At 65.9% G+C, this 26033-nt stretch carries 24 protein-coding genes; 10 read left to right on the forward strand and 14 right to left on the reverse strand.

Annotated elements, in window-relative coordinates:
- Positions 1 to 148 precede the first annotated feature (148 nt).
- Positions 149 to 526: a DUF4177 domain-containing protein gene (locus P2G62_RS06990; RefSeq protein WP_275734163.1), complete on the forward strand. Its 378-nt coding sequence runs from the start codon at positions 149 to 151 to the stop codon at positions 524 to 526.
- Here P2G62_RS06990 and P2G62_RS06995 read toward each other — a convergent pair.
- The gene (locus tag P2G62_RS06995) at positions 523 to 792 is read right to left on the reverse strand and encodes a BolA family protein (RefSeq protein ID WP_275734164.1); all 270 of its coding nucleotides are present in this window, start codon (positions 790 to 792) and stop codon (positions 523 to 525) included. The genes P2G62_RS06990 and P2G62_RS06995 overlap by 4 nt on opposite strands.
- Positions 793 to 918: 126 nt before the next feature.
- Here P2G62_RS06995 and P2G62_RS07000 point away from each other — a divergent pair, with 126 nt between their 5' ends.
- Positions 919 to 1545, forward strand: coding sequence for a J domain-containing protein (locus P2G62_RS07000; RefSeq protein WP_275734165.1), 627 nt, complete (start codon positions 919 to 921; stop codon positions 1543 to 1545).
- 97 nt (positions 1546 to 1642) lie between these two features.
- Here the strand turns inward: P2G62_RS07000 and P2G62_RS07005 are convergent, their stop codons facing one another.
- The 4 genes from P2G62_RS07005 to P2G62_RS07020 all read right to left on the reverse strand — a co-directional run bounded on the left by P2G62_RS07005 (position 1643) and on the right by P2G62_RS07020 (position 4888).
- Entirely contained in the window at positions 1643 to 2284 is a 642-nt protein-coding gene (locus P2G62_RS07005) for an autotransporter outer membrane beta-barrel domain-containing protein (RefSeq protein WP_275734166.1), read from the reverse strand.
- Positions 2285 to 2310: 26 nt separating this feature from the next.
- Positions 2311 to 2979 (reverse strand): hypothetical protein, encoded by a 669-nt coding sequence (locus P2G62_RS07010; RefSeq protein ID WP_275734167.1) that lies wholly within the window; start codon positions 2977 to 2979, stop codon positions 2311 to 2313.
- A gap of 203 nt (positions 2980 to 3182) precedes the next feature.
- The gene (locus tag P2G62_RS07015; protein ID WP_275734168.1) at positions 3183 to 4154 is read right to left on the reverse strand and encodes a DUF808 domain-containing protein; all 972 of its coding nucleotides are present in this window, start codon (positions 4152 to 4154) and stop codon (positions 3183 to 3185) included.
- A 182-nt stretch (positions 4155 to 4336) separates the two neighbouring features.
- Positions 4337 to 4888, reverse strand: coding sequence for a fasciclin domain-containing protein (locus tag P2G62_RS07020; RefSeq protein ID WP_275734384.1), 552 nt, complete (start codon positions 4886 to 4888; stop codon positions 4337 to 4339).
- Positions 4889 to 5114: 226 nt separating this feature from the next.
- Between P2G62_RS07020 and cobS the strand changes: the two genes are divergently transcribed.
- From cobS to P2G62_RS07040, 4 genes are all read left to right on the forward strand, one after another.
- On the forward strand, positions 5115 to 6089 hold the full coding sequence (gene cobS / locus P2G62_RS07025; RefSeq protein WP_275734169.1) for a cobaltochelatase subunit CobS: 975 nt from the start codon (positions 5115 to 5117) through the stop codon (positions 6087 to 6089).
- A 100-nt stretch (positions 6090 to 6189) separates the two neighbouring features.
- Positions 6190 to 7041, forward strand: coding sequence for a hypothetical protein (locus P2G62_RS07030; protein WP_275734170.1), 852 nt, complete (start codon positions 6190 to 6192; stop codon positions 7039 to 7041).
- A 99-nt stretch (positions 7042 to 7140) separates the two neighbouring features.
- Positions 7141 to 9015, forward strand: a complete 1875-nt coding sequence (gene cobT, locus P2G62_RS07035; protein ID WP_275734171.1) for a cobaltochelatase subunit CobT — start codon at positions 7141 to 7143, stop codon at positions 9013 to 9015.
- A complete protein-coding gene (locus tag P2G62_RS07040) occupies positions 9015 to 10814 on the forward strand; it encodes an aminopeptidase P family protein (protein WP_275734172.1) in 1800 nt (599 codons plus the stop codon). Before cobT ends, P2G62_RS07040 begins: the two co-directional genes overlap by 1 nt.
- A gap of 122 nt (positions 10815 to 10936) precedes the next feature.
- Here the strand turns inward: P2G62_RS07040 and P2G62_RS07045 are convergent, their stop codons facing one another.
- Both P2G62_RS07045 and P2G62_RS07050 read right to left on the reverse strand, forming a co-directional pair.
- Positions 10937 to 12106, reverse strand: coding sequence for an acetate/propionate family kinase (locus P2G62_RS07045; RefSeq protein ID WP_275734173.1), 1170 nt, complete (start codon positions 12104 to 12106; stop codon positions 10937 to 10939).
- On the reverse strand, positions 12103 to 13491 hold the full coding sequence (locus P2G62_RS07050) for a bifunctional enoyl-CoA hydratase/phosphate acetyltransferase (protein WP_275734174.1): 1389 nt from the start codon (positions 13489 to 13491) through the stop codon (positions 12103 to 12105). The genes P2G62_RS07045 and P2G62_RS07050 overlap by 4 nt, the downstream gene beginning before the upstream one ends.
- A gap of 177 nt (positions 13492 to 13668) precedes the next feature.
- Between P2G62_RS07050 and P2G62_RS07055 the strand changes: the two genes are divergently transcribed.
- The 4 genes from P2G62_RS07055 (at position 13669) to P2G62_RS07070 (ending at position 17120) form a co-directional block, all read left to right on the forward strand.
- The gene (locus P2G62_RS07055; RefSeq protein WP_275734175.1) at positions 13669 to 15054 is read left to right on the forward strand and encodes an FAD-linked oxidase C-terminal domain-containing protein; all 1386 of its coding nucleotides are present in this window, start codon (positions 13669 to 13671) and stop codon (positions 15052 to 15054) included.
- Complete coding sequence (locus tag P2G62_RS07060) at positions 15051 to 15440, forward strand: SgcJ/EcaC family oxidoreductase (RefSeq protein WP_275734176.1); 390 nt, start codon at positions 15051 to 15053, stop codon at positions 15438 to 15440. Before P2G62_RS07055 ends, P2G62_RS07060 begins: the two co-directional genes overlap by 4 nt.
- Positions 15441 to 15817: 377 nt before the next feature.
- The gene (locus tag P2G62_RS07065; RefSeq protein WP_275734177.1) at positions 15818 to 16462 is read left to right on the forward strand and encodes a hypothetical protein; all 645 of its coding nucleotides are present in this window, start codon (positions 15818 to 15820) and stop codon (positions 16460 to 16462) included.
- A gap of 10 nt (positions 16463 to 16472) precedes the next feature.
- The gene (locus tag P2G62_RS07070) at positions 16473 to 17120 is read left to right on the forward strand and encodes a hypothetical protein (RefSeq protein ID WP_275734178.1); all 648 of its coding nucleotides are present in this window, start codon (positions 16473 to 16475) and stop codon (positions 17118 to 17120) included.
- 25 nt (positions 17121 to 17145) lie between these two features.
- Here the strand turns inward: P2G62_RS07070 and recN are convergent, their stop codons facing one another.
- The 7 genes from recN to P2G62_RS07105 form a co-directional block, all read right to left on the reverse strand.
- A complete protein-coding gene (recN, locus tag P2G62_RS07075; RefSeq protein ID WP_275734179.1) occupies positions 17146 to 18795 on the reverse strand; it encodes a DNA repair protein RecN in 1650 nt (549 codons plus the stop codon).
- Between the two features lie 30 nt (positions 18796 to 18825).
- Positions 18826 to 19674: an outer membrane protein assembly factor BamD gene (locus P2G62_RS07080; RefSeq protein WP_275734180.1), complete on the reverse strand. Its 849-nt coding sequence runs from the start codon at positions 19672 to 19674 to the stop codon at positions 18826 to 18828.
- A gap of 154 nt (positions 19675 to 19828) precedes the next feature.
- Positions 19829 to 20746 (reverse strand): UDP-3-O-acyl-N-acetylglucosamine deacetylase, encoded by a 918-nt coding sequence (lpxC, locus tag P2G62_RS07085; RefSeq protein WP_275734181.1) that lies wholly within the window; start codon positions 20744 to 20746, stop codon positions 19829 to 19831.
- 253 nt (positions 20747 to 20999) lie between these two features.
- Positions 21000 to 22625, reverse strand: coding sequence for a cell division protein FtsZ (gene ftsZ, locus P2G62_RS07090; protein WP_275734182.1), 1626 nt, complete (start codon positions 22623 to 22625; stop codon positions 21000 to 21002).
- Between the two features lie 204 nt (positions 22626 to 22829).
- Positions 22830 to 24161: a cell division protein FtsA gene (ftsA, locus tag P2G62_RS07095; RefSeq protein ID WP_275734183.1), complete on the reverse strand. Its 1332-nt coding sequence runs from the start codon at positions 24159 to 24161 to the stop codon at positions 22830 to 22832.
- The gene (locus P2G62_RS07100; protein ID WP_275734184.1) at positions 24158 to 25099 is read right to left on the reverse strand and encodes a cell division protein FtsQ/DivIB; all 942 of its coding nucleotides are present in this window, start codon (positions 25097 to 25099) and stop codon (positions 24158 to 24160) included. The genes ftsA and P2G62_RS07100 overlap by 4 nt, the downstream gene beginning before the upstream one ends.
- Positions 25087 to 26001: a D-alanine--D-alanine ligase gene (locus tag P2G62_RS07105; RefSeq protein ID WP_275734185.1), complete on the reverse strand. Its 915-nt coding sequence runs from the start codon at positions 25999 to 26001 to the stop codon at positions 25087 to 25089. The genes P2G62_RS07100 and P2G62_RS07105 overlap by 13 nt, the downstream gene beginning before the upstream one ends.
- Positions 26002 to 26033 lie beyond the last annotated feature (32 nt).

Here is a 26033-nt window from a genome sequence, read left to right on the forward strand (position 1 = left end):
TGCGGGCGCGCGATACATGCGCCCGGATGCGGCAAATTTCAAGCGGAATGTCAAGTTTTGCGAGGCCAGCGCCGCAACGCCGTTCACCCCTTCGTTGCTTGACCCGATGGGCGCATCGGGTAAGAACCCCTCAAAGCGAGGTGAAGCGATGCATCAATACGATTACAAGGTGGTCCCTGCGCCGTCGAAAGGCGAAAAGGATCGCGGCCTGAAAACCGGTGCAGACCGGTTCGCCCATGCGCTGGAACTGGCGATGAACGCGCTGGCACGGGATGGCTGGGAATACTGGCGCGCCGAAACCCTGCCCGCCGAGGAACGCAGCGGCCTGACCTCGAAAACGACGGTGTTCCACAATCTTCTGGTGTTCCGCCGCCCGCGCGACGCAGCAGCCACGCAATCGGCGCCCGAAACCGGGGCCCTTGCCGCGGCCCCCAGCGCCGCGGAAAAGCGGGCGCGGCAGCTGTCGACCCACGCGCCCGAAGGCAATGCCCCGCGTCTGGGCCCGGCCGAGGACGACGAGGCCTAAACCTCCAGTTCCAGTGCCAGCGCGTGGATCTGCGCCAGAAGCTCGGCCCCCAGCGCCTGATGCACCATGCGATGGCGCGCAAGGCGGCTTTGCCCTTCGAAAGCCCGGCTGCGCAGACGGATGCGAAAATGGCTCTCGCCCGCGCGGGCCTGCGCCGAATGCCCGGCATGTTGCGCGCTCTCGTCGATCACCTGCAGATCGGTCGGTTCCAGCACCGCCAGCTGCGCGCGGATCCGCCCGGCCATCGGTATTTTTGCGCCGCTCATTGCCCCGGCCCCCTTTCTTGTCACGCGAAATAGCCTAAACTGCGTGACCCGAGTCGGCGGGGGGCGTCAAGTGCCCCGCTGTTCCCCCACGCGAGCGATCGCGAACGAAGATAATGAGAGACCCGCATGAGCAAGAGCGATCCCTTCGGTTTCAACATCTCGGCCGCCGCTGACAAGAAGCGCCGACAGAAGGGCAAGCGCGGCATGTCGGGCGCGTTCGAGACCTCGACGCGGATCTGCGACAAGCAGGGCTGCTGCGAGCCCGGCCAGTATCGTGCGCCCAAAAGCCCCAAGGTGCTGGATGACTATTTCTGGTTCTGCAAGGAACATGTGCGCGAATACAACCTGAACTGGAACTATTTCCAGGGCCAGTCGGAAGAGGAATTCCAGGCCTTCCTGGACAATGCGACGGTGTGGGAACGCCCGACCAAGCCCTTCAACCGCGCCAATGACGAAAAGCTGGGCTGGGCGCGGCACGGGATTTCCGACCCGATGGAATTGCTGGGGCAGAACGCGACGCAGAACCCCGGCCGCACCGTGGTCGGCCGCAAGCTGCCGCCGACCGAACGCAAGGCGCTGGAGATTCTGGACGCGCGCGACCACATGACCAAGGCCGAGATCCGCAAAAGCTACAAGGCGCTGATCAAGGTGCTGCACCCCGACATGAACGGCGGTGACCGCAGTCAGGAAGAAATGCTGCAAGAGGTGGTCTGGGCCTGGGATCAGCTGAAAGACAGCCGCAACTTCAAATAAGCCCGGGCCGGGCACACGACACCGCCGCCCGCAACGGGGCCCGAAAAAAACGGGGCGAAGGGTTTCCCCTCCGCCCCGTTTCTTCTGTCATGCCAGATCAGAACTCGGTGCTGTAGCTCAGCTTCAGACCCCAGCTTTCATAGCCATTCACACCGATCCCGTCATAGTAGCTGCCGAAACTCAGATCGGAGCCATTGACGAAATGCCGTGCCAGACCCAGCTCGAGCATCGCGCGGTTGCCGTCATAGGAGTCGGCAAAGGCGCTGTCCGCTGCATCGCCGCTGACATCGGCATAGATGCCGCTCAGCCCGCCGGTCAGATCCATCGTGCCACTGCTCACCGTCAGAGGCAGGCTGAAGTTCAGACCATAGCGCAGTTCGGTCAGACGGATCGTCTGCTTCGGGATCGTCTGCCCCAGCCCGTCGGTATAGCCATCCTGCCGCTCGACCGCATGGCTCAGCCCCAGATGCGGCATCAGCGTGACCGCCCCGCGCACCACTTCGCCGCTCAACTTGACCTGCGCCAGCATCCGTTCCGCGTCGAAACGGTCGGTATAGCTGCCATCGGGCGAGATCCGGTTGTTCGAGTCGCCATAAAGCAGGCTGGCCTCGAAATAGAGCGGCTGCCCGGCCAGACGCGCGGCCATGTAGGGACCGATCAGCCAGCCGTCGCCCTCGATCATCGCCGCCCCATCGGTCGAACGGGCGTGGTCGAACTGCACCATGCCACCGACGATCATATCCTGCGTCAGATTGACGTGCGCGCCTACCGCGCCAGGAAATACTCATCCTCGACAGAACCTGCATCGGTCCAGTTGCCCGTCAGATGCGCCCAGACCGGCTGCTCGCCGGGGGTCGTCAGCGCGAACTGGCCCTTCCCGCGCGAGGTATCGGCCGTGACACTGCCACCCTGGTTGCGCAGCATGCCCGCCAGATCCGGCTGGTTGCGGATCAAGCTCGCGGCCCGGCGCAGTGCGAAATCCGCACGCATGGTCTGGGTCGCATCGGTGGTATCGACCTGCCCGACATAGCCGGTGCAGCGCCAATGAACAGTATACGCCAGACTGGTCGGGGAGCCGCCACCGCCATCGTAATATTCATTGCCCGCGACGTCGCAATACCCGCAGACAGTGCCGCAGGTCCCGCCCCAGGCATCGACCGAAGTATAGCCGAGCGCCTGACAGGCCACGATCGCATTATACTGGCCGCTGACGTTGGCTGCGACCCAGGCCGTGTCGGTATCGGCGCGGCAGACCGTCCAGGGATCACCCGACAAGACGCCATCCGTTCCGCCCGTGCCGACGGCAGGAACCGAGACTTGCGCCGAGGCCGAAACGGCACCCAGCAAGGACAGGACCAAAACAGTCAAACTCGCACGGAACACATAAAACGCCCGACCCCACAACCGGCTCAGGCGCGTCTCGGAATATAACATATCCGCCTCCGCTCACTCATCGTTCCAATTGCAGGCATCATAGGCGCCGATGCGCCCCGAACCATCCGGCGGATCACGTTCCTGTTATCTTTTTGCGCACCGTGGCGCGGAACGCACAGCCCCCGCCCGCAAGCGCCGCAAATACCGCGCAAACAGGGGGGCTATGTCATGCGATAATGCGATCGGTCCGCAGAATGTGCGGCTCAGTGCCCCCCGGGCTTGCCCCGCAGGGCACCGATCAGCGGGTCGATCACCCGCGCGACCACCGGAATCAGCGCCAACCCGAAAGCCAGCCCGAACGCCCCGTCGAAGAATGCCGTGACCCCCCAGGCCACCAGCCCTTCGGCCTGCGGCAGGGCCTGTGCCGCGGCTTCGGCCTGATGGTGTATCCAGTCATAGGGCGCATGCCAGCCAAGTTCGGCAGTGCCATGCAGCAGGATCGAGCCGCCGACCCAGATCATCGCCGCCGTGCCGACAGCCATCAGCGCGCTCAGGAACCCCGGCATGATCGCGACAATGCCGCGCCCCAGCGCCCGCGTGGCTGACAGCCGGCCGACGCGCGCCAGCCAAAGCCCGACATCATCGGCCTTCACGATCAGCGCCACCCCGCCATAGACCACCACCGTGATCCCCACCGCCACGATTGCCAGCGCCATCGCCTGCATCCACACCGGCTGGCCCGCAGGCAGTGCGGCCAGCGCAATCGTCATAATCTCGGCCGAGAGGATGAAATCGGTCTTCACCGCACCCGAGACCTTCTCGGCCTCCAGATGGCCGGGGTCGCCCGCGCTTTCGACATGCCCGTCGGCATAGGGGGCCGCGGGGTGAAACAGATGCCAGACCTTCTCGGCCCCCTCGAAGCACAGATAGGCGCCGCCCAGCATCAACAAAGGTGTGACCGCCCAGGGGGCGAAGGCCGACAGCAGCAATGCCGCAGGCAGCAGGAACACCAGCTTGTTGCGGATCGAGCCCAGCGCGATCTTGCCCACGATCGGCAGCTCGCGCGCGGCAGCGAAGCCATGCACATATTTCGGCGTGACGGCGGCATCGTCGATCACGGCCCCCGCGGCCTTGGCACCCGCCTTGGCCGCCTGCCCCGCCACATCGTCCACGCTGGCCGCCGCGATCTTGGCGATCCCCGCCACGTCGTCCAGAAGTGCAAGTAAGCCGCTCATCGTCACACCCTTTTACCGTTGGCGCCAAGGTAAGGGGCGCGCGGCCCCGGGGCAAGACGACGCGTGCCGAACGTGCCGATGCGCCGCAAAAACACCCCCGGATCACGAAGACCCGGGGGTGAGGCATTCGTTACTCGGTCACACGTTTCGGGACCAGGCCCCACTCGTTACCGATGCACCGCTTACATCTTGGGCGTCAGAACCGCGTCGATCACATGGATCACACCGTTCGACTGCTTGACATCGGCGATGGTCACCGTGGCCATCGTGCCGTTTTCATCCTCGATCACGACCTTGCCGTCCTGCATCTTGCCGGTCAGCGTGCAGCCGCCCAGCGTCGGGATCGGATGCGCGCCGCCGTCATCGGCGATCATCTTGACCAGCGCGTCCGACATCACATCCGCGCCGACCACATGGCAGGTCAGAACCTTGGTCAGCATCTCTTTGTTTTCCGGCTGCAGCAGGGTTTCGACCGTGCCCTCGGGCAGCGCCGCGAAGGCCGCGTTGGTCGGCGCGAAGACGGTGAAGGGGCCAGGGCCCGACAGGGTCTCGACCAGACCGGCGGCCTGCACCGCCGCAACCAGCGTGGTGTGATCGGCCGAATTCACCGCATTTTCGACGATGGTCTTGGTGTCATACATTGCAGCACCGCCCACCATCGGGTTTTCGCCCGCCAACGCGGCAGAGCCCAGGAACGCGGTCAGAACAAAGGCGCCGGTCAGAGTCGATTTCATGGTCATGTTCATGGTCATGGCTTTTTCTCCCAAATCAGCCTGCCCGCCCCGATTGGCGGGTCATGTGAGAGACGGGTGCCCCGCCGGCGAAGTTGCACACAGAACGATCACGTCGCATCACGCAACCGTGTAGCCCGCCGCAGCCTGTAACCGGGACAATCCGCCCCTTGCACGACCCCCGGCGATGGTCCACAAATCCAGACGACGAAGGACAAGGACGCAAGCCATGCTCGATATGAACGCCAAGCCCACCGAAGATATTGATGTCCGTGACGTGTTCGGCATCGACAGTGACATGAAGATCAAGGGCTTTGCCGAGCGCAGCGACCGCGTGCCGGACCTTGACCCGACCTATAAATTCGACCGCGACACGACTTTGGCGATCCTGGCAGGCTTTGCCTATAACCGCCGGGTGATGATCCAGGGCTATCACGGCACCGGCAAATCGACGCATATCGAACAGATTGCCGCGCGGCTGAACTGGCCCTGCGTGCGCGTCAACCTGGACAGCCACGTCAGCCGGATCGACCTGATCGGCAAGGATGCGATCAAGCTCGTGGATGGCAAGCAGGTCACCGTGTTCCACGAAGGCATCCTGCCCTGGGCGCTGCGCAACCCGACCGCGATCGTGTTCGACGAATACGATGCGGGCCGCGCCGACGTGATGTTCGTGATTCAGCGCGTGCTGGAAGCCGACGGCAAGCTGACGCTGCTGGACCAGAACGAAGTCATCACCCCGAACCCCTATTTCCGCCTGTTCGCGACCGCCAACACCGTGGGTCTGGGCGACACCACCGGGCTTTATCACGGCACCCAGCAGATCAACCAGGGCCAGATGGACCGCTGGTCGCTGGTCGCCACGCTGAACTACCTCAGCCATGACGCCGAAACCGCGATCGTGCTGTCGAAGAACCCGCAATACAACACCGAAGCCGGGCGCAAGACGATCGGCCAGATGGTGACCGTGGCCGATCTGACCCGGACCGCTTTCATGAACGGGGATCTGTCGACGGTGATGTCGCCGCGCACGGTCATCGCCTGGGCGCAGAACGCGCGGATCTTCAACAATGTCGGCTATGCGTTCCGCCTGACCTTCCTGAACAAATGCGACGAGCTGGAGCGGCAGACCGTGGCCGAATTCTACCAGCGCCTGTTCGACGAGGAACTGCCGGAAAGCGCCGCCACCATCGCGCTGCGCTGATCTGGGCCCCGGCCCGGGTCCGGCTGAATGCTCGCATCGCGCAATGGAGACGCTGCACCTCACCTGCACGGCCATGAACCGGCCAGAGCTTTTCAGGCGAATGCTTGAAACTCTGCTGGCCTGTGGTCCGCAGGGGTGGCAGCTGCATGTCGGCGTCGAACCCGGGCCCGAGCAACCGGCCTTTCGTGCGATCTGCGCGGCGGTCCTGCCCGAGGGCAGCTTTCACGTCCACGAAAACCGGCAACGTCTCGGCGTGAACGGCAATCCCTATCAGCTGATTTCCAAGCGCTTCCGCGAGGGTGCCGATTTCGTGCTGGCCCTGGAAGAGGATCTGGAACTGGCGCCCGATGCATTGGAACTGGCGCGCTGGTATCGGGCCAATCACCGGCCGCACTGGGCCGCGCTGAACCTGTTGGCCGGGGCCTGCGGCAGCGCGGGCTTCCTGTCCTGGCCGGAAGAACCGGCCCCTTTGTTCGAGTCGCGCTGCTTCAATTCAATCGGCGTCGGTCTGACCCGCGCCGACTGGGACCGCATCGCCCCGGTCTGGAGCCAGCCGCCCGGCCCGGGTGGCAATGGCATCCGCGATCTGCTGAGCGATTGGGGCTGGGACTGGGCGATTTTCGGAATGGTGATGCAAGACCCGGATCTGCGCGTGATCCAGCCGGTCGCGGCGCGCTGCACCCATGCCGGCGCCAGCGGCACCTTCTGCACGCCCGAATTTCAGGAGCGCGCCTTCGCGCGCCTCGAACTGGCGCAGGCTGCCCCCGCGGGCCCCGAAGGCGGCTATCGGCTCCTGTCGATCGACGCCCTGCCCGCACGCATCGCCGCACATGCCAATGCGCAACAGGAATCAGCTTTCCACCTTGCGCGGCATGTCCTGTCCACCCGCCCCAAAGGCCGTCTGTCCCGATGGCTCGCCGACACCAAACGGAGGCTCCGTGGCCGCAATTGACACCATAGCGCCGCCCAACGCCCTGCGATCCGCGCGCCAGCGCGCCGCCATGGCGTTTTGTCCCCTTTCGCGTTCCCGGCAAACCTCGCATAAAGAACCATGACCAAACCCAGCGACAACCCCGCCGATCCCTTCAAGAAGGCCCTTGCCGAAGCCACCAAGACGATGGCCGACGCGCCGGACCTGACGGTCACCTATTCCGTGGACCCCTCCGGCATGGCGGGCGGCACCATGCGCCTGCCGCAGGTCAGCCGCCGGATGACCCGCGACGAAGTACTGCTGGCCCGCGGCACGGGCGATGCGCTGGCGCTGCGCAAACGCCACCATGACGAGGCGATGGCCGCGCGCTACGCCCCCTCGGGCGAGATGGCGCGCAATCTGTACGAGGCGATGGAAACCGCGCGTTGCGAGGCCCTGGGCGCGCGGCACATGCCCGGCACGCTCAGTAATATCGACGCCAAGATCGAGCACGAGGCGATGCGCCGCGGCTATGCCCAGATCCGCAGCCAGCAGGATGCGCCGCTGGCGGTGGCTGCGGGCTATCTGGTGCGCGAACTGGCGACGGGGCGCAAACTGCCGCCTGCGGCCGCCAATGTGCTGGAACTGTGGCGCCCGTTCATGGAACAGACCGCTGGCGACGATCTGGAAAACCTGGGCGATATTCTGGCCGATCAGGCCGCTTTCGCGCGCATGGCCCGCAAGGTGATCGCCGATCTGGGTTATGCCGATCAGCTGGGCGACGACCCGGATGAAGAGCTGAACGACGAAAGCGACGCCGAAGACGCCGAGAACGATCCCGAGGCGGGCGACGAACAAAGCCGCGACGAAAGCGAAAGCGACGAGTCCGAGGCCAGCCCCGAACGCAGCCAGGAAGAACAGCAGGATCAGTCGCAGACCTCGGTCAGCATGGATGACCTTGCCGATCAGGAGATGGGCGAAGAGGTCGACATGCCGCAGGCCGATGCCCCGGACGAACCGCCCGCCCCGCCACCGCATTCGCTGGCCGATCCGAACTACGCGGTCTTCACCACCGAGTTCGACGAGGAAATCGCCGCCGAGGATCTGGCCGAACCGGCCGAACTGGAACGGCTGCGCGCCTATCTGGACCAGCAGCTGGAACCGCTGAAAGGCGCCGTCAGTCGTCTGGCCAACAAGCTGCAGCGCCGCCTTCAGGCGCAACAGAACCGCAGCTGGGAATTCGACCGCGAGGAAGGCATGCTCGATGCCGGGCGGCTGGCCCGCGTGGTCGCCAACCCGACCACGCCGCTCAGCTTCAAGGTCGAGAAGGACACCGAATTCCGCGACACCGTGGTGACGCTGCTGATCGACAATTCCGGGTCGATGCGGGGCCGCCCGATTTCGATTGCCGCGATCTGTGCCGATGTTCTGGCCCGCACGCTCGAACGCTGCTCGGTCAAGGTCGAGATCCTGGGCTTCACCACCCGTGCTTGGAAAGGCGGGCAATCGCGCGAGAAATGGCTGGCCGATGGCCGCCCGCAGCAACCCGGTCGCCTGAACGACCTGCGCCACATCATCTATAAACGCGCGGATTCGCCCTGGCGGCGGGTGCGGGCGAACCTTGGCCTGATGATGAAGGAAGGCCTGCTGAAGGAAAACATCGACGGCGAGGCGCTGGAATGGGCGCACAAGCGGATGATGGCCCGCCCCGAGGCGCGCAAGATCCTGATGGTGATTTCCGATGGCGCGCCGGTGGATGACAGCACGCTGTCGGTCAACCCCGCGATCTATCTGGAAAAACACCTGCGCGACGTGATCGCCATGGTGGAAAAACGCCGCGCGGTCGAACTGATCGCGATCGGCATCGGCCATGACGTGACGCGCTATTACCAGCACGCCGTGACGATCACCGATGTCGAACAGCTGGCCGGTGCGATGACCGAACAACTGGCGGGCCTGTTCGACAGCGACCCGCGCGCCCGCGCCCGCGTGCTGGGCATCCGCAAGGCGATGTGATGTTTCAGGATTTCACCGCGCGCACCGAACCGCAAAACGGCCCGCCGCGGCTGGCCGCGCTGCGGGGCGCGATGGCGCAGGCGGGGCTTGCGGGTTTCATCGTGCCGCGCGCCGATGCGCATCAGGGCGAATATGTCGCCGAATGCGATGCGCGTCTGGAATGGCTGACCGGGTTCACCGGATCGGCGGGGTTCTGCATCGCGCTGATGGATCGCACGGGGGTCTTTGTCGATGGCCGCTACCGCGTGCAGGTGCGCGTGCAGGTCGACCCGGCCGCGTTCACCCCCGTGAACTGGCCCGAGGTCAAACCCGGCCCCTGGCTGCGTGCGGCCCTGCCCGCTGGCGGCCGCGTGGGCTTCGATCCCTGGCTGCACACCCGCAAGGAAATCACCGAGATCGAGGCAGCGCTGGATGGTTCGGGGATCGAGTTGATCCCTTCGGCCAATCTGGTCGATGCGATCTGGCCCGACCGCCCGGCCCCGCCGATGGCCCCGGCCCGCATCCACCCGCCGGAATTTGCGGGCGAGGACAGCGCCGCCAAACGCGCCCGCCTGGCTGCCGGTCTGCGCGATCGCGGGGCCGCCGCCGCCGTGCTGACCCTGCCCGACTCGATCTGCTGGCTGCTGAACATCCGCGGCGCCGACATTCCGCGCAATCCGCTGGTGCAGGGCTTTGCCGTGCTGCACGACACCGGCCATCTGACGCTTTATGCCGAGCCCGGAAAGTTCAGCCCTGAACTGCGCGCCTGTCTGGGCCCCGAGATTACCCTGCGCCCGCCCGCCGCCTTCGCGCCCGGCCTGCGCAGCATTAGCGGACCGGTGCAGGTCGATCCCGCCTCGGCCCCCGTGCAGGTCGCGCGTGAACTGACCGAGGAAGGGACCCAGATCCTCTGGGCCGAAGATCCCTGCATCCTGCCCAAAGCCTACAAAAACCCCGCCGAAGTGGCCGGGATGGAGGCCGCGCATCACCGCGACGCGGTGGCGATGGTGGAATTTCTGGCCTGGCTCGACGCCGAGGCGCCGAAGGGCCAGCTGACCGAAATCGCCGTGGTCACCGCGCTGGAAGGGTTCCGGCGCGCCACCAATGCGCTGACCGAAATCAGCTTCGACACGATCTGCGGCGCGGGGCCCAACGGCGCCATCGTGCATTACCGCGTGACCGAGGCCAGCAACCGCCCCGTCACGCCGGGCGAGGTTTTGCTGGTCGATTCCGGCGGGCAATATGTCGATGGCACCACCGATATCACCCGCACCGTCGCCGTGGGCCCGGTGCCCGAGGACGCCCGCGCGCCCTTCACCCGGGTGCTGCAAGGCATGATCGCGGTGTCGCGCGCCCGCTGGCCGCGTGGACTGGCCGGGCGCGATCTGGATGCGCTCGCGCGCGCGCCGCTGTGGATGGCGGGCCAAGATTACGACCACGGCACCGGGCATGGCGTGGGCGCGGCGCTCTGCGTGCACGAAGGCCCTGCGCGGATTTCGCGCGTCTCTGATGTGCCCTTGCAGCCCGGGATGATCCTGTCGAACGAGCCCGGCTATTACCGCGAAGGCGCCTTTGGCATCCGCATCGAAAATCTGGTGCTGGTGATCCCCGCGCCTGCGATGGGCGACGGGCGCGATCAACTGGCCTTCCGCACCCTGACTTGGGTGCCCATTGACCGACGCCTGATCGACACGGCCCTTCTTGGGCCGGGCGAACGCGACTGGCTGAACGCCTATCACGCCGAGGTCGCGGCCCGCCTCGCCCCGCATCTGAGCGCGCCCGCACGCGACTGGCTGCACGCCGCCTGCGCCCCCCTGTAATCCGGCCAGCGCCCGCGGAGAGGACGGACGCTCCGCGGGGGATATTTGGCCAGAGAGACTGTGATTTCTCGCTGGCTCAAATATCCCCGCCGGAGACACCCGCACAGGTCAGTCGCGCGCCCTCAGGCGTCCAGAAACGCCTTGGCCGCGCGCGCGATGACGATTTCCTCATTGGTCGGAATCACCATCACCTCGACCTTGCCTGCACCGATGTGGCGGGCATGGGCGGCGTTCTTCGCATCATCCACGGCGATGCCGATCCACTCCATGCCCTCGCAGACGCGGGCGCGGATCGTCGCCGAGTTTTCCCCGATGCCACCGCAGAAGACCAGCGCATCCAGCCCCCCCAATGCCGCCGCCAGCGCGCCGAGTTCCCGCCGGATACGAAAGGTGAAGTAATCAATCGCCTCGGCCGCATGCGGATTGTCGGATTGCTCCAGCGTGCGCATGTCGTTGGACACGCCCGACATCCCCAAAAGTCCGGACTTCTTGTACAGAAGTTCGGTGATGTCATGGCTCGACATGCCTTCCTGATCCATTAGATAGAGCAGGACACCGGGATCGAGTTGCCCGGTGCGGGTGCCCATCGGCAAGCCGTCGAGCGCCGAGAACCCCATCGAAGAGGCAATCGACTGCCCGCCACGCAGCCCGCACATCGACGCGCCCGACCCCAGATGCGCCACCACCACCCGGCCTGCGTGCAGCGCCGGATCGCTGGCGGCCAGCTCGCCCGCGATGTAGTCATAGCTCAGCCCGTGGAAACCATAGCGCCGCACGCCTTTCTCGTAATAGCTGCGCGGCAGGGCGAAGGTGTCGTTCACGAACGGGTGGTTGCGGTGAAACGCCGTGTCGAAACAGGCGATGTTCGGCACGCCCGGGAAGGCATCGACCGCGGCGCGCACGCCCGCCAGGTTGTGCGGCTGGTGCAGCGGGGCGAAGGGGGCCAGCTGTGCGAGTTCCTTCATCAGCGCCTCGGTCAGCCGCACGGGGGCCGCGTGCTTGACGCCCCCATGCACCACCCGGTGCCCGACCGCCACCACCTCGAGGCCCGGGAAATCGGCCTCGAACACCTCGAGCGCGGTTTTCAGCGCCGCACCATTGGTGGCGAAGGCCGCCGGCGCGGTTTCCGGCATCGGCAGGTCGCGCCCGGCGGCATCGCGAATCTTCATCGCCGCTTCGCGCCGGCCGATCCGGTCGACGTGCCCCATGGCCAGGGTTTCCAGGTCTTCCCCGAACAGCCCCAGCTTGAGCGAGGAGCTGCCCGAATTCAGCGTCAGAATCGCGCGGGTCATGCCTTGCCCCCGTTCACCCGGTTATGGTGGATCGCCGCCACCGCCGCCGAGGCAAGACGCGCCATCGAACTGTCGGAGCGCGAGTTCAGGATCACCGGCACCTTGGCGCCCAGCACCAGACCCGCGCCTTCGGCGTGGCTGATATAGGCCAGCTGCTTGGCCAGCATGTTGCCCGCGTCGATCCCGGGCACCACCAGAACCTCGGCATGGCCCGCAACCTCACCGCGCAGGCCCTTGGTGCGCGCGGCGCCAATATCGACCGCGTTATCCATCGCCAGCGGGCCGTCGACGACACCGCCCTTGATCTGGCCGCGCTCGGCCATTTTCGACAGCAGCGCCGCATCGATCGACGAGGGGATCGCCGGGTTCACGGTTTCCACCGCCGACAGCACGCCGACCTTGGGCACCGCGATGCCGATCGAGATCGCAAGGTCGATCGCGTTTTGCACGATGTCCATCTTGGTTTCCAGATCGGGCGCGATGTTGATCGCGGCATCGGTCACCAGCAGCGGATGGCTGACACCGGGCACGTCCATCACGAAGATATGGGTGAAACGGCGTCCGATCCGCAGCCCGGTTTGCTTGTCGAGCATCGGCTTGAGCAGATCGTCGGTGTGCAGATGGCCCTTCATGATCGCCTGCGCCCGGCCCTGATTGACCAGATCCACGGCAAGACGCGCGGCCTCGCGGCCGCTCATCGCGGGCAGCAGTTCGTAGCCTTCCAGCGATTTGCCGACATCCTTGGCCGCCTGCGCAATCTTGCCGGGATCGCCGATCAGGATCGGCGTGATGATCCCGTGTTCGGCGGCGACCAGCGCCCCGTCCAGCGCGTGATCGGCCTCGGGGCAGACCACCGCAGTGCTCAGCGCGGGCAGTTTCTCGGCCTGTTCCAGCAGCATTTCGAAATGGCGGTGCCGCTGCGAGATCAGCCCGGGCACCTCCAGCGCGTCAAAGCGCATGTGGCGCTTGGGCGCCTCGACCTCGGCGCTGCCCTCGACGATCAGCGCATCATCCCCCACGCGCCGCACCTCGGCCGACAGCCGCACCACGTTGTCGGGCAGTTTTTCGGTCACCGTGACACGGGCGCAAATCTCTTCGCCCGCTTTGGCACGGGCGTGGAACTTCAGGCTTTGCGCACGATAGAGCGTGCCCGGACCCGGCAAGACATTGCCCAGAACGGCAGTGATCAGCGAGGCCACGAACATCCCCGGGGCGACGGCCTCCCGCACGCCATCACCGTCGCCATCCTCTGCTTCCAGGTGAACCGGGTTATGGTTGCCCGAAGCGGCGGCGAAAACATAGAAATCGTCGGCGGTGCACAGTCTTTTCAGCTCTGCACTCATTCCCGGTTGCAGCTCCTCCCACATCCGGTTTTCGAAAATCATCTGTATACTCCTTAGGTTGCACGGTTCAGCGCCCCTCTATGGCACCGTTCCGTGAAGGCTCCATAAACCACATGGCCCTATGCAACCTTGATTAGCAACAAGTTGCCTGAATTTGGCCAGCCTCTTTTCCCTGCCGCGACAAGCGCCTAAGACTTGGGCAAAGCGATGGAGACGACGATGGCCCACGAACAGGCGCTTGCCGAACTTGCCACCCTGCTCGGCCCGCGGCTGAGCCGCACCCAGGCTGAACGCGACCTGCACGGCCAGTCCGAAACCTGGTTCGCGCCGACGCCCCCCGATGCGGTGGCCTGGCCCGAGACGACGGCCGAGGTCAGCGCAATCGTCAGGATTTGTGCGGCGCATCAAATGCCCTTGGTGGCCTGGGGCACGGGCACGTCGCTGGAAGGGCACGCGCTGGCCGCGCAGGGCGGGCTGTGCCTGAACACCAGCCGGATGAATGCGGTGCTTGACGTGCTGGCCGAGGACCGTCTGGCGGTGGTGCAGCCCGGCGTCACGCGCGAGGCGCTGAACCACGATCTGCGCGCCACGGGGCTGTTCTTTCCGGTAGATCCGGGCGCGAATGCAAGCCTGGGCGGCATGGCCGCGACCCGCGCCTCGGGCACCACAACGGTGCGCTATGGCTCGATGCGTGATAATGTCGCAGCGCTGGAGGTGGTGCTGGCCGATGGCCGGATCATCCGCACCGGATCGCGCGCGGCGAAATCGGCCAGTGGCTATGACCTGACCGCGCTGATGATCGGCTCGGAAGGGACGCTGGGCATCATCACCGAACTGACGCTGCGCCTGCATGGCCAGCCCGAAGCGGTGAGTTCCGCCGTCTGCGCCTTCGACACGTTGGAAGCCGCGGTCGAGACCGTTCAGCTGACGATCCAGATGGGCATTCCGATGGCCCGGATCGAATTCGTCGACGAGGCGGTCGCGCGCGTCTTCAACGCTGCAAATGACGCCCATATGCCCGAAAAACCGCATCTGCTGATCGAGTTTCACGGATCGGAGGCGGGCGTGGCCGAAGACAGCCGCCGGTTCGGAGAGGTGGTGGCCGAAATGGGCGGCGCCGATTTCCAGTGGGCCACCAGCACCGAGGACCGAAACCGGCTGTGGAAGATGCGCCATGCCGCCTATACCTCGTGTCTGGCTGCGCGCCCGGGCTGCATGGGTCTGGTGACCGACATCTGCGTGCCGATCTCGCGCCTGGCCGAGGCGGTGGCGCAGACCCGCGCCGACATCGCCGCCGAGGGGCTGACCGGGCCGATCCTGGGCCATGTCGGCGACGGCAATTTCCACGCGATCCTGCTGCTGGATCGCAATGACCCCGACGAATTCAAACGCGCCAAGCGGGTGGCGGGCAAGATGGCCGAACGCGCGCTGGCGATGGGCGGCACGATTACCGGCGAACACGGGATCGGGCTGGGCAAGCGCGGGCTGATGGCCGCGGAACACGGGCAAGGCTGGCAGGTGATGGGCGCGATCAAGGCCGCGCTCGATCCGCAGGGCATCCTCAATCCCGGCAAACTGGTGCCGCAACCCGGAGACGACGCATGAGCCTGGCCACCCCCGCCGATCTGCCCCGTGCCTTTGCCGTCGCCTGGGGCGCGCATGACGCCCGCGCGCTGGCCGCCTTTTTCGCGGAGGATGCCGATTTCCTGAGCCTCACCGGCGGCGTGGCCGAGGGCCGCACCGAAATCGCCGAAGTGCTGGCGGGAGAATTGGCCGGCGCCTTCGCGCGTGCCCGGCTGGTCACCGGGAAAACCCGGATCCGCCCGATCGGGGCCGAGGCCTGCGTGCTGCTGCAACGCTTCGTGCTGACGGGGATCGTGCATGCCGACGGCTCGGACGCGGGGCGGATCGGCGCGGTGTTCTGCGCTACGCTGGCGCTGAGCCCGACGGGCTGGCAGATCGTCGCGGCGCAATTCGTGGTCGAGGCCTAGGGGCTCTGCCCCCGGGCTGCGCCCTCCCCCGGGATATTTTGGCCAAAGTGAAAAGGCGTCCCCCTTTCCGGGGTGCCCGCATGCCCTGCAACCGATTGAATTTCGTCCAAAACCCGCACGCGGTCAGGTCAAAGACGCGGTCGGGCCGATTTTTCGTCGCTTCAACGGCCATTTGCCGCTAGGCTCGATCAGGCCCGTCGATGATTTCAGGTTGCGTGCTGGCCATGAAAATTCCAACTCGCCGCTTCATTGCACTGTTGCTTGCCGCCTGTTTGCCCGGGCTGGCCGGGGCATCCTCGCGCGTCGAACCTTGGGAGGACCCCGGTTACGGCACCTGCGGCGGATTTTCCTTTTATGGGCGGCGTTCGGATATCACCATGTCCAACAGCGCCGGCAGCGCCCAGTTCAGACCCCGGCTGAAGGTAGAGATCTATAACCCGCTGACCGCAGAAGGCACGGCGGAGACCCGGATCGAGATGCGCGCCAGCGTGGTGGACATCGTGTCCTCGGTCAATCAGCTGCTGAAGCTCATGGAAAGCTCGGGCTGCGACCGGCTGCATTACAACAACGATGCCGCGATCACGACCTATGACGACAAATGGGTCATCACCAGTCATTTCACCTATGAGGAACGGGTCTGCACCGGGGTCGGATCGGCCACCATCGCGACCCGGACCCAGCCGTTGCATATCGACATCGTGCCCGATTTCGCCCTGCGCGAGGTCGCGGGCAAGCCGGTGATGACGATGCGGCTGGTGGCCGGCTACCGGCTGCCGTTGTTCCTGAACGTCACTCTGGAAAAGGATCTGTTCAACATCGACGAAACCTATGATGCGCTGCCCGCGCCGATTGCGGCGAATATCACCGGTTCGGAGATGGTGCTCAAGACATTGGGGGGCAAGACGCTGCAACTCGAAGCGGCGATCAGCCTGCGCCCCCTGAAGAAAAGCATCGCCTGCCTGATCAAGGAAGGTATCGGCGAGGAGATCTGGAAAAGCGGCGATTGGTATCGGCATCATTGAAGGAATGCGCATGAACAAGGGATTTGCGGGAACGGTCGGGGTGATGGCCCTGGCGCTGGTCGGCTGCTCGGACCTGTCCGATATGATTTTCGGCGAGGTCCGCACGACCCGCCTGAACGTGACGCCACCGCCGGTCACGACCGAGCTGGATTGCCGGACAGAATGCAAGATCGGCGCGGAAACCGAGAACTGCCTGTATCTGAACGCCAGCGTGTCGCGCCCCGATTACAAGACCCGGATCGCCGCCTTCCGGGCCCTGTTCAACGCTCACGCGCAGGACGCCAGCATCCCGCATGCCGAAGTGCTGGCCCTGTTCGACAGCCCCGACGACCCCTGCCGCCGGGGAGAGGTTCTGCTGGGGCAGGACGGGGTGTTCACCAACCTTTCGATCGACAGCACCCATTGCTATCTGAGCTACAAGGCCCCGCTGGTCGGTGAGCTGATGCTGGATGTGCCGCCCAAGATCACCGGGGCGATCATTGACACCGAGGCTGGCGGCTTTGATATCCGCTTCGACAAGCCCGAAGAGGCCATCGAGATGATCTTTGCCAAGCAGGCGCTGAACAACGACATCGGCGGCAAGATCGTTGCGGTGAACGTTCTGGCCAACCGGGTTTTGATGCGCACGCAGACAATGTGTCTGGCCTCGGCGATCTGATCCTGACCGCAGGACCGTTGCCGCCTCAGCCCGCCAGCAATTCGTCAGCGGCGGCGCGGGCGGCGGCGGTGACCTCGGCGCCCGAAATCATCCGGGCGATTTCATCGCGCCGTTCGGTCGCGCCCAGGGCCACGACTTCAGAGGTGGTCATGCCCTCGCTCACCGATTTCTGCACACGGAAATGATGCCCGCCCCGGGCCGCTACCTGCGGGCTGTGGGTCACGACCAGCACCTGCGCGCCAGTGGCCAAGCGTGCCAGACGGCGACCGACGGCATCTGCGGTGGCCCCGCCCACGCCGCGGTCGATTTCGTCGAAGATCAGCACCAGTGCATCGGCGCCGCGTGCCAGCACCACCTTCAGCGCCAGCAAGAAGCGCGACAGCTCCCCGCCCGAGGCGATCTTGTTCAGCGGCCCGGCCGGTGCGCCGGGGTTGGTGGCGACGGTGAAGGCCACGGCATCGACGCCTTCGGGCCCCGCCTCCCCGGCCGTGATCTGGGTGGCGAAGACCGCACGTTCCATTTTCAGCGGCGCCAGTTCCGCCGCCATCGCAATATCGAGCCGCCCCGCCGCCGCCTGCCGCGCCGCGCTGAGCGCGCCCGCAGCCGCGGCAAAGGCGGCCTCGGCGTGCGCAAGCTCTGTGCGCAGCGCCGCGATATTCCCCTCGCCCGCATCCAGCGCGGCCAGCCGCGTCCGCAGCCCTTCGGCAAAGGCGCCCAGATCATCGGGCAGCACGCCATGTTTGCGCGCTAGCGCGCGAATTGCGAACAACCGCTCTTCGCAGGCCTCCAGCGCGCGCGGATCGAAACTGAGGGCCTCAAGCGCCGTCTCGACCCCTTGCGCCGCCTCGCCCAGTTCGATGAGGGCCCGCTCCAGCGCGGTCAGGGGCGCGTCCAGACGGCCCTCGGCCCGGTCGGCCGCGCCCTGCAGCCAGCGGTCGGCATCGCGCATCGCGCCTTCGGCGCCTTCGGGGCCAAGTGCCTGCAACGCCCGCGCCACATCGCTGCGAATGCGTTCGGCCCCCTGCATCAGGCGGCGCTCGGCATCAAGCGAGGCCTCCTCGCCGGGCTTGGGATCGAGGGCGTCCAGTTCGCCCACCGCATGACGCAGAAATTCTTCTTCGCTTTTCACCGCATCCAGCGCCGCGCGCGCCGTCGCCAGTTCCTTCAGCGCGACCGCCCGCGCCGTCCAGGCGCTGCGCGTGGCCTCCAGCAGCGCGGGATGATCGGCGAAGGCATCCAGCAGCGCCCGGTGACCGCGTGCATTCAGCAGCCCGCCGTCGTCCTGCTGGCCATGCAATTCAACCAGCGTGGCCGAAAGCGCGCGCAGCACCTCGCCCGAGGCGCGGCGGTCGTTGATCCAGGCGGTCTTGCGCCCGTCCGCGGCATTGGTGCGCCGCAGGATCAGCTCGGCCCCGCCGGGCAGCCCGGCCTCGGCCAGCAGCGCATGCGCGGGGTGACCGGCGGGCAGATCGAAGACCGCGGTGACCTCGCCCTGATCGGCGCCGCGCCGGACCAGTTCGGCCCGCCCACGCCAGCCCAGAACGAAGCCCAGACAATCCAGCAGGATCGACTTGCCCGCCCCGGTTTCGCCGGTCAGCACGTTCAGACCCGGCTGGAACTCCAGGTCCAGCCGCTCGATGATCAGCATATCGCGGATTTCAAGCGTGCGCAGCATGGCGTCCGATCCCGTGGGCGATGGCCCCGCTTAGAGCCACTCGCCCTTGATCACCTGACGGTAGATTTTCGACAACCAGCTGTCACCCTTCGATTCCGGCTTCAGCCCCTGCTTTTTCAGCAGCTGATAGGCATCGTCATAGAAGGGCGAGGACTGGAAGTTGTGCCCCAGAATCGCCGCGGCCGTCTGCGCCTCGTCGGTGATGCCAAGCGCCAGATAAGCCTCGGTCAGCCGCATCAGCGCCTCGGGCGTGTGCGCCGTGGTCTGGAACTGCTCCACCACCACCCGGAAGCGGTTGATCGCGGCGCTGTAGTGACCCTGTTTCAGGTAATACCGCCCGATTTCCATTTCCTTCGCCGCCAAGTGGTCGAAGGCCAGATCGAATTTCAACATGGCCGAGCGCGCATAGTCGCTGTCGGGATATTGTTCGATCACGTCGCGCAGCGCCTGCAGCGCCTGGAAGGTCAGGCCCTGATCGCGACCGACTTCGTCGATCTGGTCGTAATAGCTGAGCGCCAGCAGGTATTTCGCGTAGGCCGCATCTTCGTCGCCCGGGTAGGTGTCGATGAAGCGTTGCGCCGAGGCGCGGGCGGATTCGTAATCCTTGGCCTTGTGCTGGGCGAAGGCTTCCATGATCAGCGCGCGCTTGGCCCATTCCGAATAGGGATACAGCCGCTCGACTTCCGAGAAGTAATACAGCGCCTGATCGGGCCTGCGGGGATTACCCACTTCAAGCTCGTATTCGCCGCGCTTGTAAATCTCTTCGGCGGTGAAATTCTCCAGCGGCGGCTCTTTCTTGCCGCCACCACTGCAGGCTGCGAGAGTCGCCACCAGCAAAAGACTTCCGAGCCCTAAAGCCGCTGATCTGCCGCGCGCCATGCCCTGCCCTATCCAAATTCTGCCCAAGCTTCCGTGCCCGGTGCAAGGTCCGTTCCGCCCCACGGGCGGCTGCTTCGCCCGTCCTAGCACAGAAAAATCCGGGGCGCAAAACGCCTTTCGCTGCTTTGAACCGGGTTAATATCTGCCGCTGGCCTCAGCGGGCCGCCACCGCTGGGCGGCACACGCCCGCGCCCGGCAGGCGATAGGCCTGCGCCGGGGTGCAGGCTTCCCATTCCCAGGCGCTGCCATCGGCGAAAAGCGCGCGCAACAGACGGTTGGTCATCGCGTGCCCCGCGCGGTTGCCGGTGTAACGGCCCAGAATCGGCGCGCCAGCCAGGGCCAGATCCCCCAGCGCGTCCAGCATCTTGTGGCGCACCGCCTCGTCGGCGTGGCGCAGGCCACCGGGCGACAGCACCTTGTCACCATCGACTACGACGGCATTCTCATAGGTGCCCCCCAAGGCCAAGCCATTGGCGCGCATGTAATCCACATCCGCCTGGCGGCAGAAGGTGCGGCTGTCCATCAACTCGCGCACGAAGGCGCCGTTGGCCATGTTCAGGCGTTTTTCCTGCTTGCCGATGGCGGCGTCGGTGAAGTCGATGGCGAAGTCGATTTCCAGCGCGGAGGCCGGTTCCAGACGCGCCACCGCCTCGCCCTCGCGCACCTCGACGGGCTTGAGCACGCGGATCGCGCGCAGCGCCCCCCCCAGGGTGCGCAGGCCCGCCGCACGCATGCCGCGCACGAAAGGCGCCGACGAACCATCGAGGATCGGCACTTCGGGACCGTCGATTTCGATCAGCGCATTGTGAATGCCAACGCCGGTCAGCGCGGCCATGATATGTTCGATGGTCGAGACCGAGACACCATCGGCATTCTCGATCAGGGTGCACAGCTTGGACGGGGTCACATGGTCCCACAGCGCCGGGATACGCGGGTTCATGCCCTTCACGTCAGTGCGACGGAAGACAATGCCGTGGTCGGTCGGGGCGGGATGAACGGTCATGCGCACCGGGGCGCCGGAATGCAGGCCCACGCCGTCGAAGGTTACCGAAGATCCAAGAGTCGTTTGCACGCCCATACCCTTTCTTTGCACGGCCCCTGCCCGATCCCGGTTTTGGTAACGCGTTGTTAACCATTTCGGGATCATGGTGGGTCCGCAGCATCAGTTAGGCAAGCGCTGCGCGCATCACAACTCACTCTTTGTAACGGACTGAAACAAAAGCCCCGCGCCGCGGCAAATCCCCGCCGAACCGCGCCGAAAGTATTGAAAACAAATAAAAAAGGGCCGGGTTTCCCCAGCCCTTCGAAGTGCTTTTGTGAACCGCTCAGTTCGCCTGACGACGCAGGAAAGCAGGAATCTCGATCCGATCCTGATCGGCATCCGCCTCGTCTTCATAGACCTGATGCTGCGGCGCGGCAGCGCGCGATTGTGCGGCCGCAGGGGCGTGGCCCGCGGATTCGGCATGGCCGGTCATCCGGTTGATCAGCGAGTTGATGCCGAAGCGCGGCTTTTCGGGCTGCGGCTGCGGTGCGGCCGGGCGCTGTGCGGCCATCGCCGGGCGCGGCTGTTGCGCAGCGGCAGGCGCCTTGTTCACCGCCGCCTGCAACCGGGCCAGAGCCTCGGGCGAGGGGGTGCCGGGCGCGCGCGGACGCGGCGCCACGAAGGCCCCGGCCTCTTCATCGACATGCACATCGCGCGCCGCGGGGCGCGGCTGATAGGCCGGCGGCGGAAGGTCATCGGCGGCCTGCTGCACCGGCGCCTGATAGGCAGGCTGCGGCGCGGGCGCGTCGAACAGGCTGCGCTCGGCCGGGGCCGGTTGCGCGGCGGCCTGCGGCTGCACCGACGGTTGCGGAGCAGCGGGCTGCGGCTGCGCCATCACCGGCTGCGCCGAGGTCACGTTCAGCGCGGGTTTGGGGGCCTCGGCCGCGGGTTTCAGCGGCTCGGCCAGCGAGCGGCGCGGCACCGGCACTTCGGCCACGGCGGGGGCGGCATCAATCCCGGTCGCCACGACCGACACGCGCATCATGCCCTCCATGTTCGGGTCCAGCGTCGAGCCGACGATAATATTGGCGTCCGGGTCGACCTCTTCGCGGATCCGGTTCGCGGCCTCGTCCAACTCGAACAGGGTCAGATCGTAGCCGCCGGTGATGTTGATCAGCACGCCCTTGGCGCCCCGCAGGCTGATTTCGTCCAGCAGCGGGTTGGCGATGGCTTTCTCGGCGGCCTGCACGGCGCGGTCTTCGCCGGTGGCGTCGCCCGTGCCCATCATCGCCTTGCCCATCTCGTCCATTACCGAGCGGACATCCGCGAAGTCGAGGTTGATCAGCCCCGGGCGCACCATCAGGTCCGAAATCCCCTTCACGCCCTGATAAAGCACGTCATCGGCCATCGCGAAGGCTTCGGTGAAGGTGGTCTTTTCATTCGCCAGGCGGAACAGATTCTGGTTCGGAATGATGATCAGCGTGTCGACGACCTTTTGCAGCGCCTCGATGCCCTCATCGGCCTGACGCATCCGTTTCGAGCCTTCGAACTGGAACGGCTTGGTCACGACGCCGACGGTCAGAACGCCCAGCTCACGCGCGGCCTGCGCGATGATCGGGGCGGCGCCGGTGCCGGTGCCACCGCCCATGCCGGCGGTGATGAAGCACATATGCGCGCCCGCCAGATGGTCGACGATCTCTTCGATGGTTTCCTCGGCGGCGGCGGCGCCAACCGCAGGGCGTGCCCCCGCGCCCAGACCTTCGGTGACCTTGATGCCCATCTGGATGCGGGCCTGCGATTTCGACTGCTGCAGCGCCTGCGCATCGGTGTTCGCCACGACGAATTCGACGCCTTCCAGCGCCTGTTCGATCATGTTGTTGACCGCGTTCCCGCCAGCCCCGCCAACGCCGAACACGGTGATCCGCGGCTTGAGCTCTTCGTGATCCGACATCATCAGATTCAAGGTCATTGGTTTCCGCCTGTGTTTTTTAACGGCCCTGTCCCGGCCGAATACCCCGAAATTAGACCAATTTTAGACGTGAATCGGCGCAACGTCACCTAAAAAACACAGGTCTCACACAAAATATGGCGATGGGGTTACCGCCGTCAGCGGTATTTCGCGCACGCGCCATCATCTGGTGGAAACGAATCGGGCAGTGCTCAGCCCTAGCGTTCACCAATTGTCGCGGAACCAGCGGACCGCCCGTTTGAACGACCGCCCACCCAGCCGTTCGGCCGGGATCTCGAAATCCCACCATTCATCCTGCGGATGGGCCGCAAACAGCGCCAAGCCAACCACGCTGGCAAAGCCCGCCCCGGTCGCGGCCTGCGGCAGGCCCTGCACGCGCAGCGGTCGCCCAAGGCGCACGTTCTGCCCCAAAATCCGCGCCGCCAGACCATCCAGCCCCGGGATCTGGCTGGCGCCGCCGGTCAGCACGATCTGCTGGCTGGGCAGATGTTCGAACCCGGCCGCATCCAGCAGCCCGCGCACATCTTCCAGAATTTCCTCGACCCGCGGACGCATGATCCCGATCAGCTCGGCGCGGCTGACCTGACGGCGGTCTTTCTCCCAGTCGCCGGAGTTGCCCGACAGCTCGATCATCTCGCGGTCATCCATGCCGGTGGCATGCACGCCGCCGTGGAAGGTCTTGATCCGCTCGGCCACGGCCATCGGCACCTGCAGCCCGGCCGCGATGTCGCGGGTGACGTGATCGCCGCCCAGCCGCACCGCATCGGCAAAGATCATATGCTTTTTCATAAAGACCGACACGCCCGTCGCGCCGCCGCCCATGTCGATACAGGCCGCGCCCAGCTCCTGCTCGTCCTCGACCAGGCTGGAAATCCCCGAGACATAGGCCGAACTCGCGATCCCGGCGAGTTCCAGATCGCAGCGCCGGATGCAGTAGACCAGGTTCTGGATCGCCGCCGCCTCGACCGTCAGCAGGTGCATATCCACCGCCAGCCGCTTGCCGACATGGCCGCGCGGATCGCCCAGACCCGAGCGATGATCAAGCGCAAAGTTCACCGGATGGGCATGCAGCACCTCGCGCCCCTGCCCCACGGCGGGCATGTCGCAGCTGGCCAGAACGCGCGCCACGTCCTGTTCGTCGACATGGTTGCCCTGCACATCGACTTCGCCATCCAGCCCATAGGACCGCGGTTCGGCCCCGGCAAAACAGGCAATGACGTGATCGACGCGGGTGTTGGCCATCTTCTGCGCCGCCTGCACCGCGGTGCGAATGGCGCGCTCGGTCTCGGCCATGGCGTCGATTTCGCCAAAGCGCACCCCGCGCGAACGGGTGGTCGCCGCACCGATCACCCGGAACGCCGATTGCCCGGCCAGCGGACCCACGTTTTCGTCGGCCAGCGCCTCGCCGCCATCGAAGCGCAGCACAAGGCAGGCGATCTTCGAGGTGCCGATGTCCAGCAGCGCAATCACACCGCGCTGCATCGCAGCCTTGCGCATGTTCCGCATCGCCCGTTGGGCCTGATAAAGATCGGTCATTGGCCAGCCTTTACTTTGGTCGTCTGCCCCGCAGCCGCCTGCAACGCATCAAGCGCGTGCTCTGACAGGCGGATCGTCGGGCGGTCCTGATTGCGCAGATCGAGATGGGTGAAATCGCGGTCAAGAAGGTCTTCAGCAGCATCAAGCGCAAGCGTGCGTTCGACCGCACGCACCGGGTTTGCCTCGGGCAGCAGGATGCGCTGGTTACGGTCCAGCACCAGATCCCAACGCCGTGCGCCCACGCGCACCAGACCGCGCGCGCGCGGCAGGATCGGCCCGGCGGCGGCCAAAATTTCCAGCGCCTCGGGCACGGCCTTTTCGGCGCCCTCGCCCGCGATCAGCGGCAGATCGGCCCGCGCCTCGCGCGCCAGCAGGGTCGCGACACGATGCCCGTTGGCATCCAGCATCTCGATCCCGGTTCCGGTGCGCCACAGCACGGCCGGCACCCGTTCGGTCACCTGCGCCTCCAGCATCCCGCCGGGGCGGATCACCAGGCTGACATCCGCCACCGCATCGAGCCGCGAAATCATCGTCCGATAGTCCTTGAGGTCGATCGTGAAGCTCGACGCAGGCAGGCGCACCGGCAGCATCGCCCGGATTGCCGCATCGACCTCGGGCGAGGCGCCCTCGATTTTCAGCAGGCTGACCATGAATTCAGGGCGGTTCTGCACCGCGGTCTTTGCATCCTGATAGTGCTGGATCAGGTCGGCCCGGCGCCCTTCGTCGCCCAGCCACAGCCCCAGGCCCAGCACCACCACGAAGACCGGCACGCCGATCCGCGTGAACGCCCGCACAAAGGGCGTCAGCCACAGACGTTGCAACCGGAAGGCCAGGCGAGAGGGCGCCGGATCGCGGCGCAAACCGCCCGCGCGCGGCTGCACCAGCGTCTGGCGTTGTCCGGGGTGCAGATAGCGGGGTTCGGCGCTCAGCGGTCGCAAGAGGCATCCTCCACGATCCAGGCGCACAGCTCGGGGAAGGACAGGCCCATCTTGCCCGCCTGCTCGGGCGACAGCGACGTGGGCGTCATCCCCGGCTGGGTGTTGGTTTCCAGCAGGACCAACCCATCCAGCCCGCGCGTGTCGTCCCACCGGAAATCGGTGCGCGACAACCCGCGGCACCCCAGCGCGCGATGGGCACGCAGGGCATAGTCCAGACAGGCCGCGGTGATTTCCGGCGGCAGTTCCGCGGGGCAGACATGGCTGGACCCGCCGACGTTGTATTTCGCCGCGTAGTCATACCAGCCCGAGGTCACGATCTCGGTCACGCAGAGCGCACGGTCGCCCATCACCGAACAGGTCAGTTCGCGCCCCGGGGCGTAGGTTTCGACCATCACCACATCGGGCATCTGGTCGGACAGCTGCGGCGGCGCATTGGCGCCATCGGTCACGATATAGACGCCGACCGAGGAACCTTCGTTGTTCGGCTTGACCACATAGGGCGCGGGCAGGACATGACCCGCCATCACCTCGGCCTTGCCGGCCAGACGGCTTTCGACGACAGGCAGACCCGCCGCGCGATACACCTCTTTCGAACGGCTCTTGTCCATCGCCAGCGCCGAGGCCAGCACCCCCGAATGGGTATAGGGAATGCGCAGCCATTCCAGCAGGCCCTGCACGCAGCCATCTTCGCCCCAGCGGCCATGCAAGGCATTGAAAACACAATCCGCTTTGGCTTCGGCAAGCCGCGCCGGCAGATCGCTGCCCGCGTCGATCTCAATAACCTCGAAACCTGCCACCCGCAGCGCTTCGGCGCATTCGCGCCCAGTGGACAGAGACACCTCACGTTCCGCCGAGGTGCCACCCATCAAAACCGCTACACGGTGGGTTGCCCTGCTCGACATACCCGCCACTTTCGCCTCTCCCGGGGTTGGCC

The organism is Paenirhodobacter sp. CAU 1674, assembly GCF_029222945.1.
Classification (GTDB): Bacteria; Pseudomonadota; Alphaproteobacteria; order Rhodobacterales; family Rhodobacteraceae; genus Rhodobacter.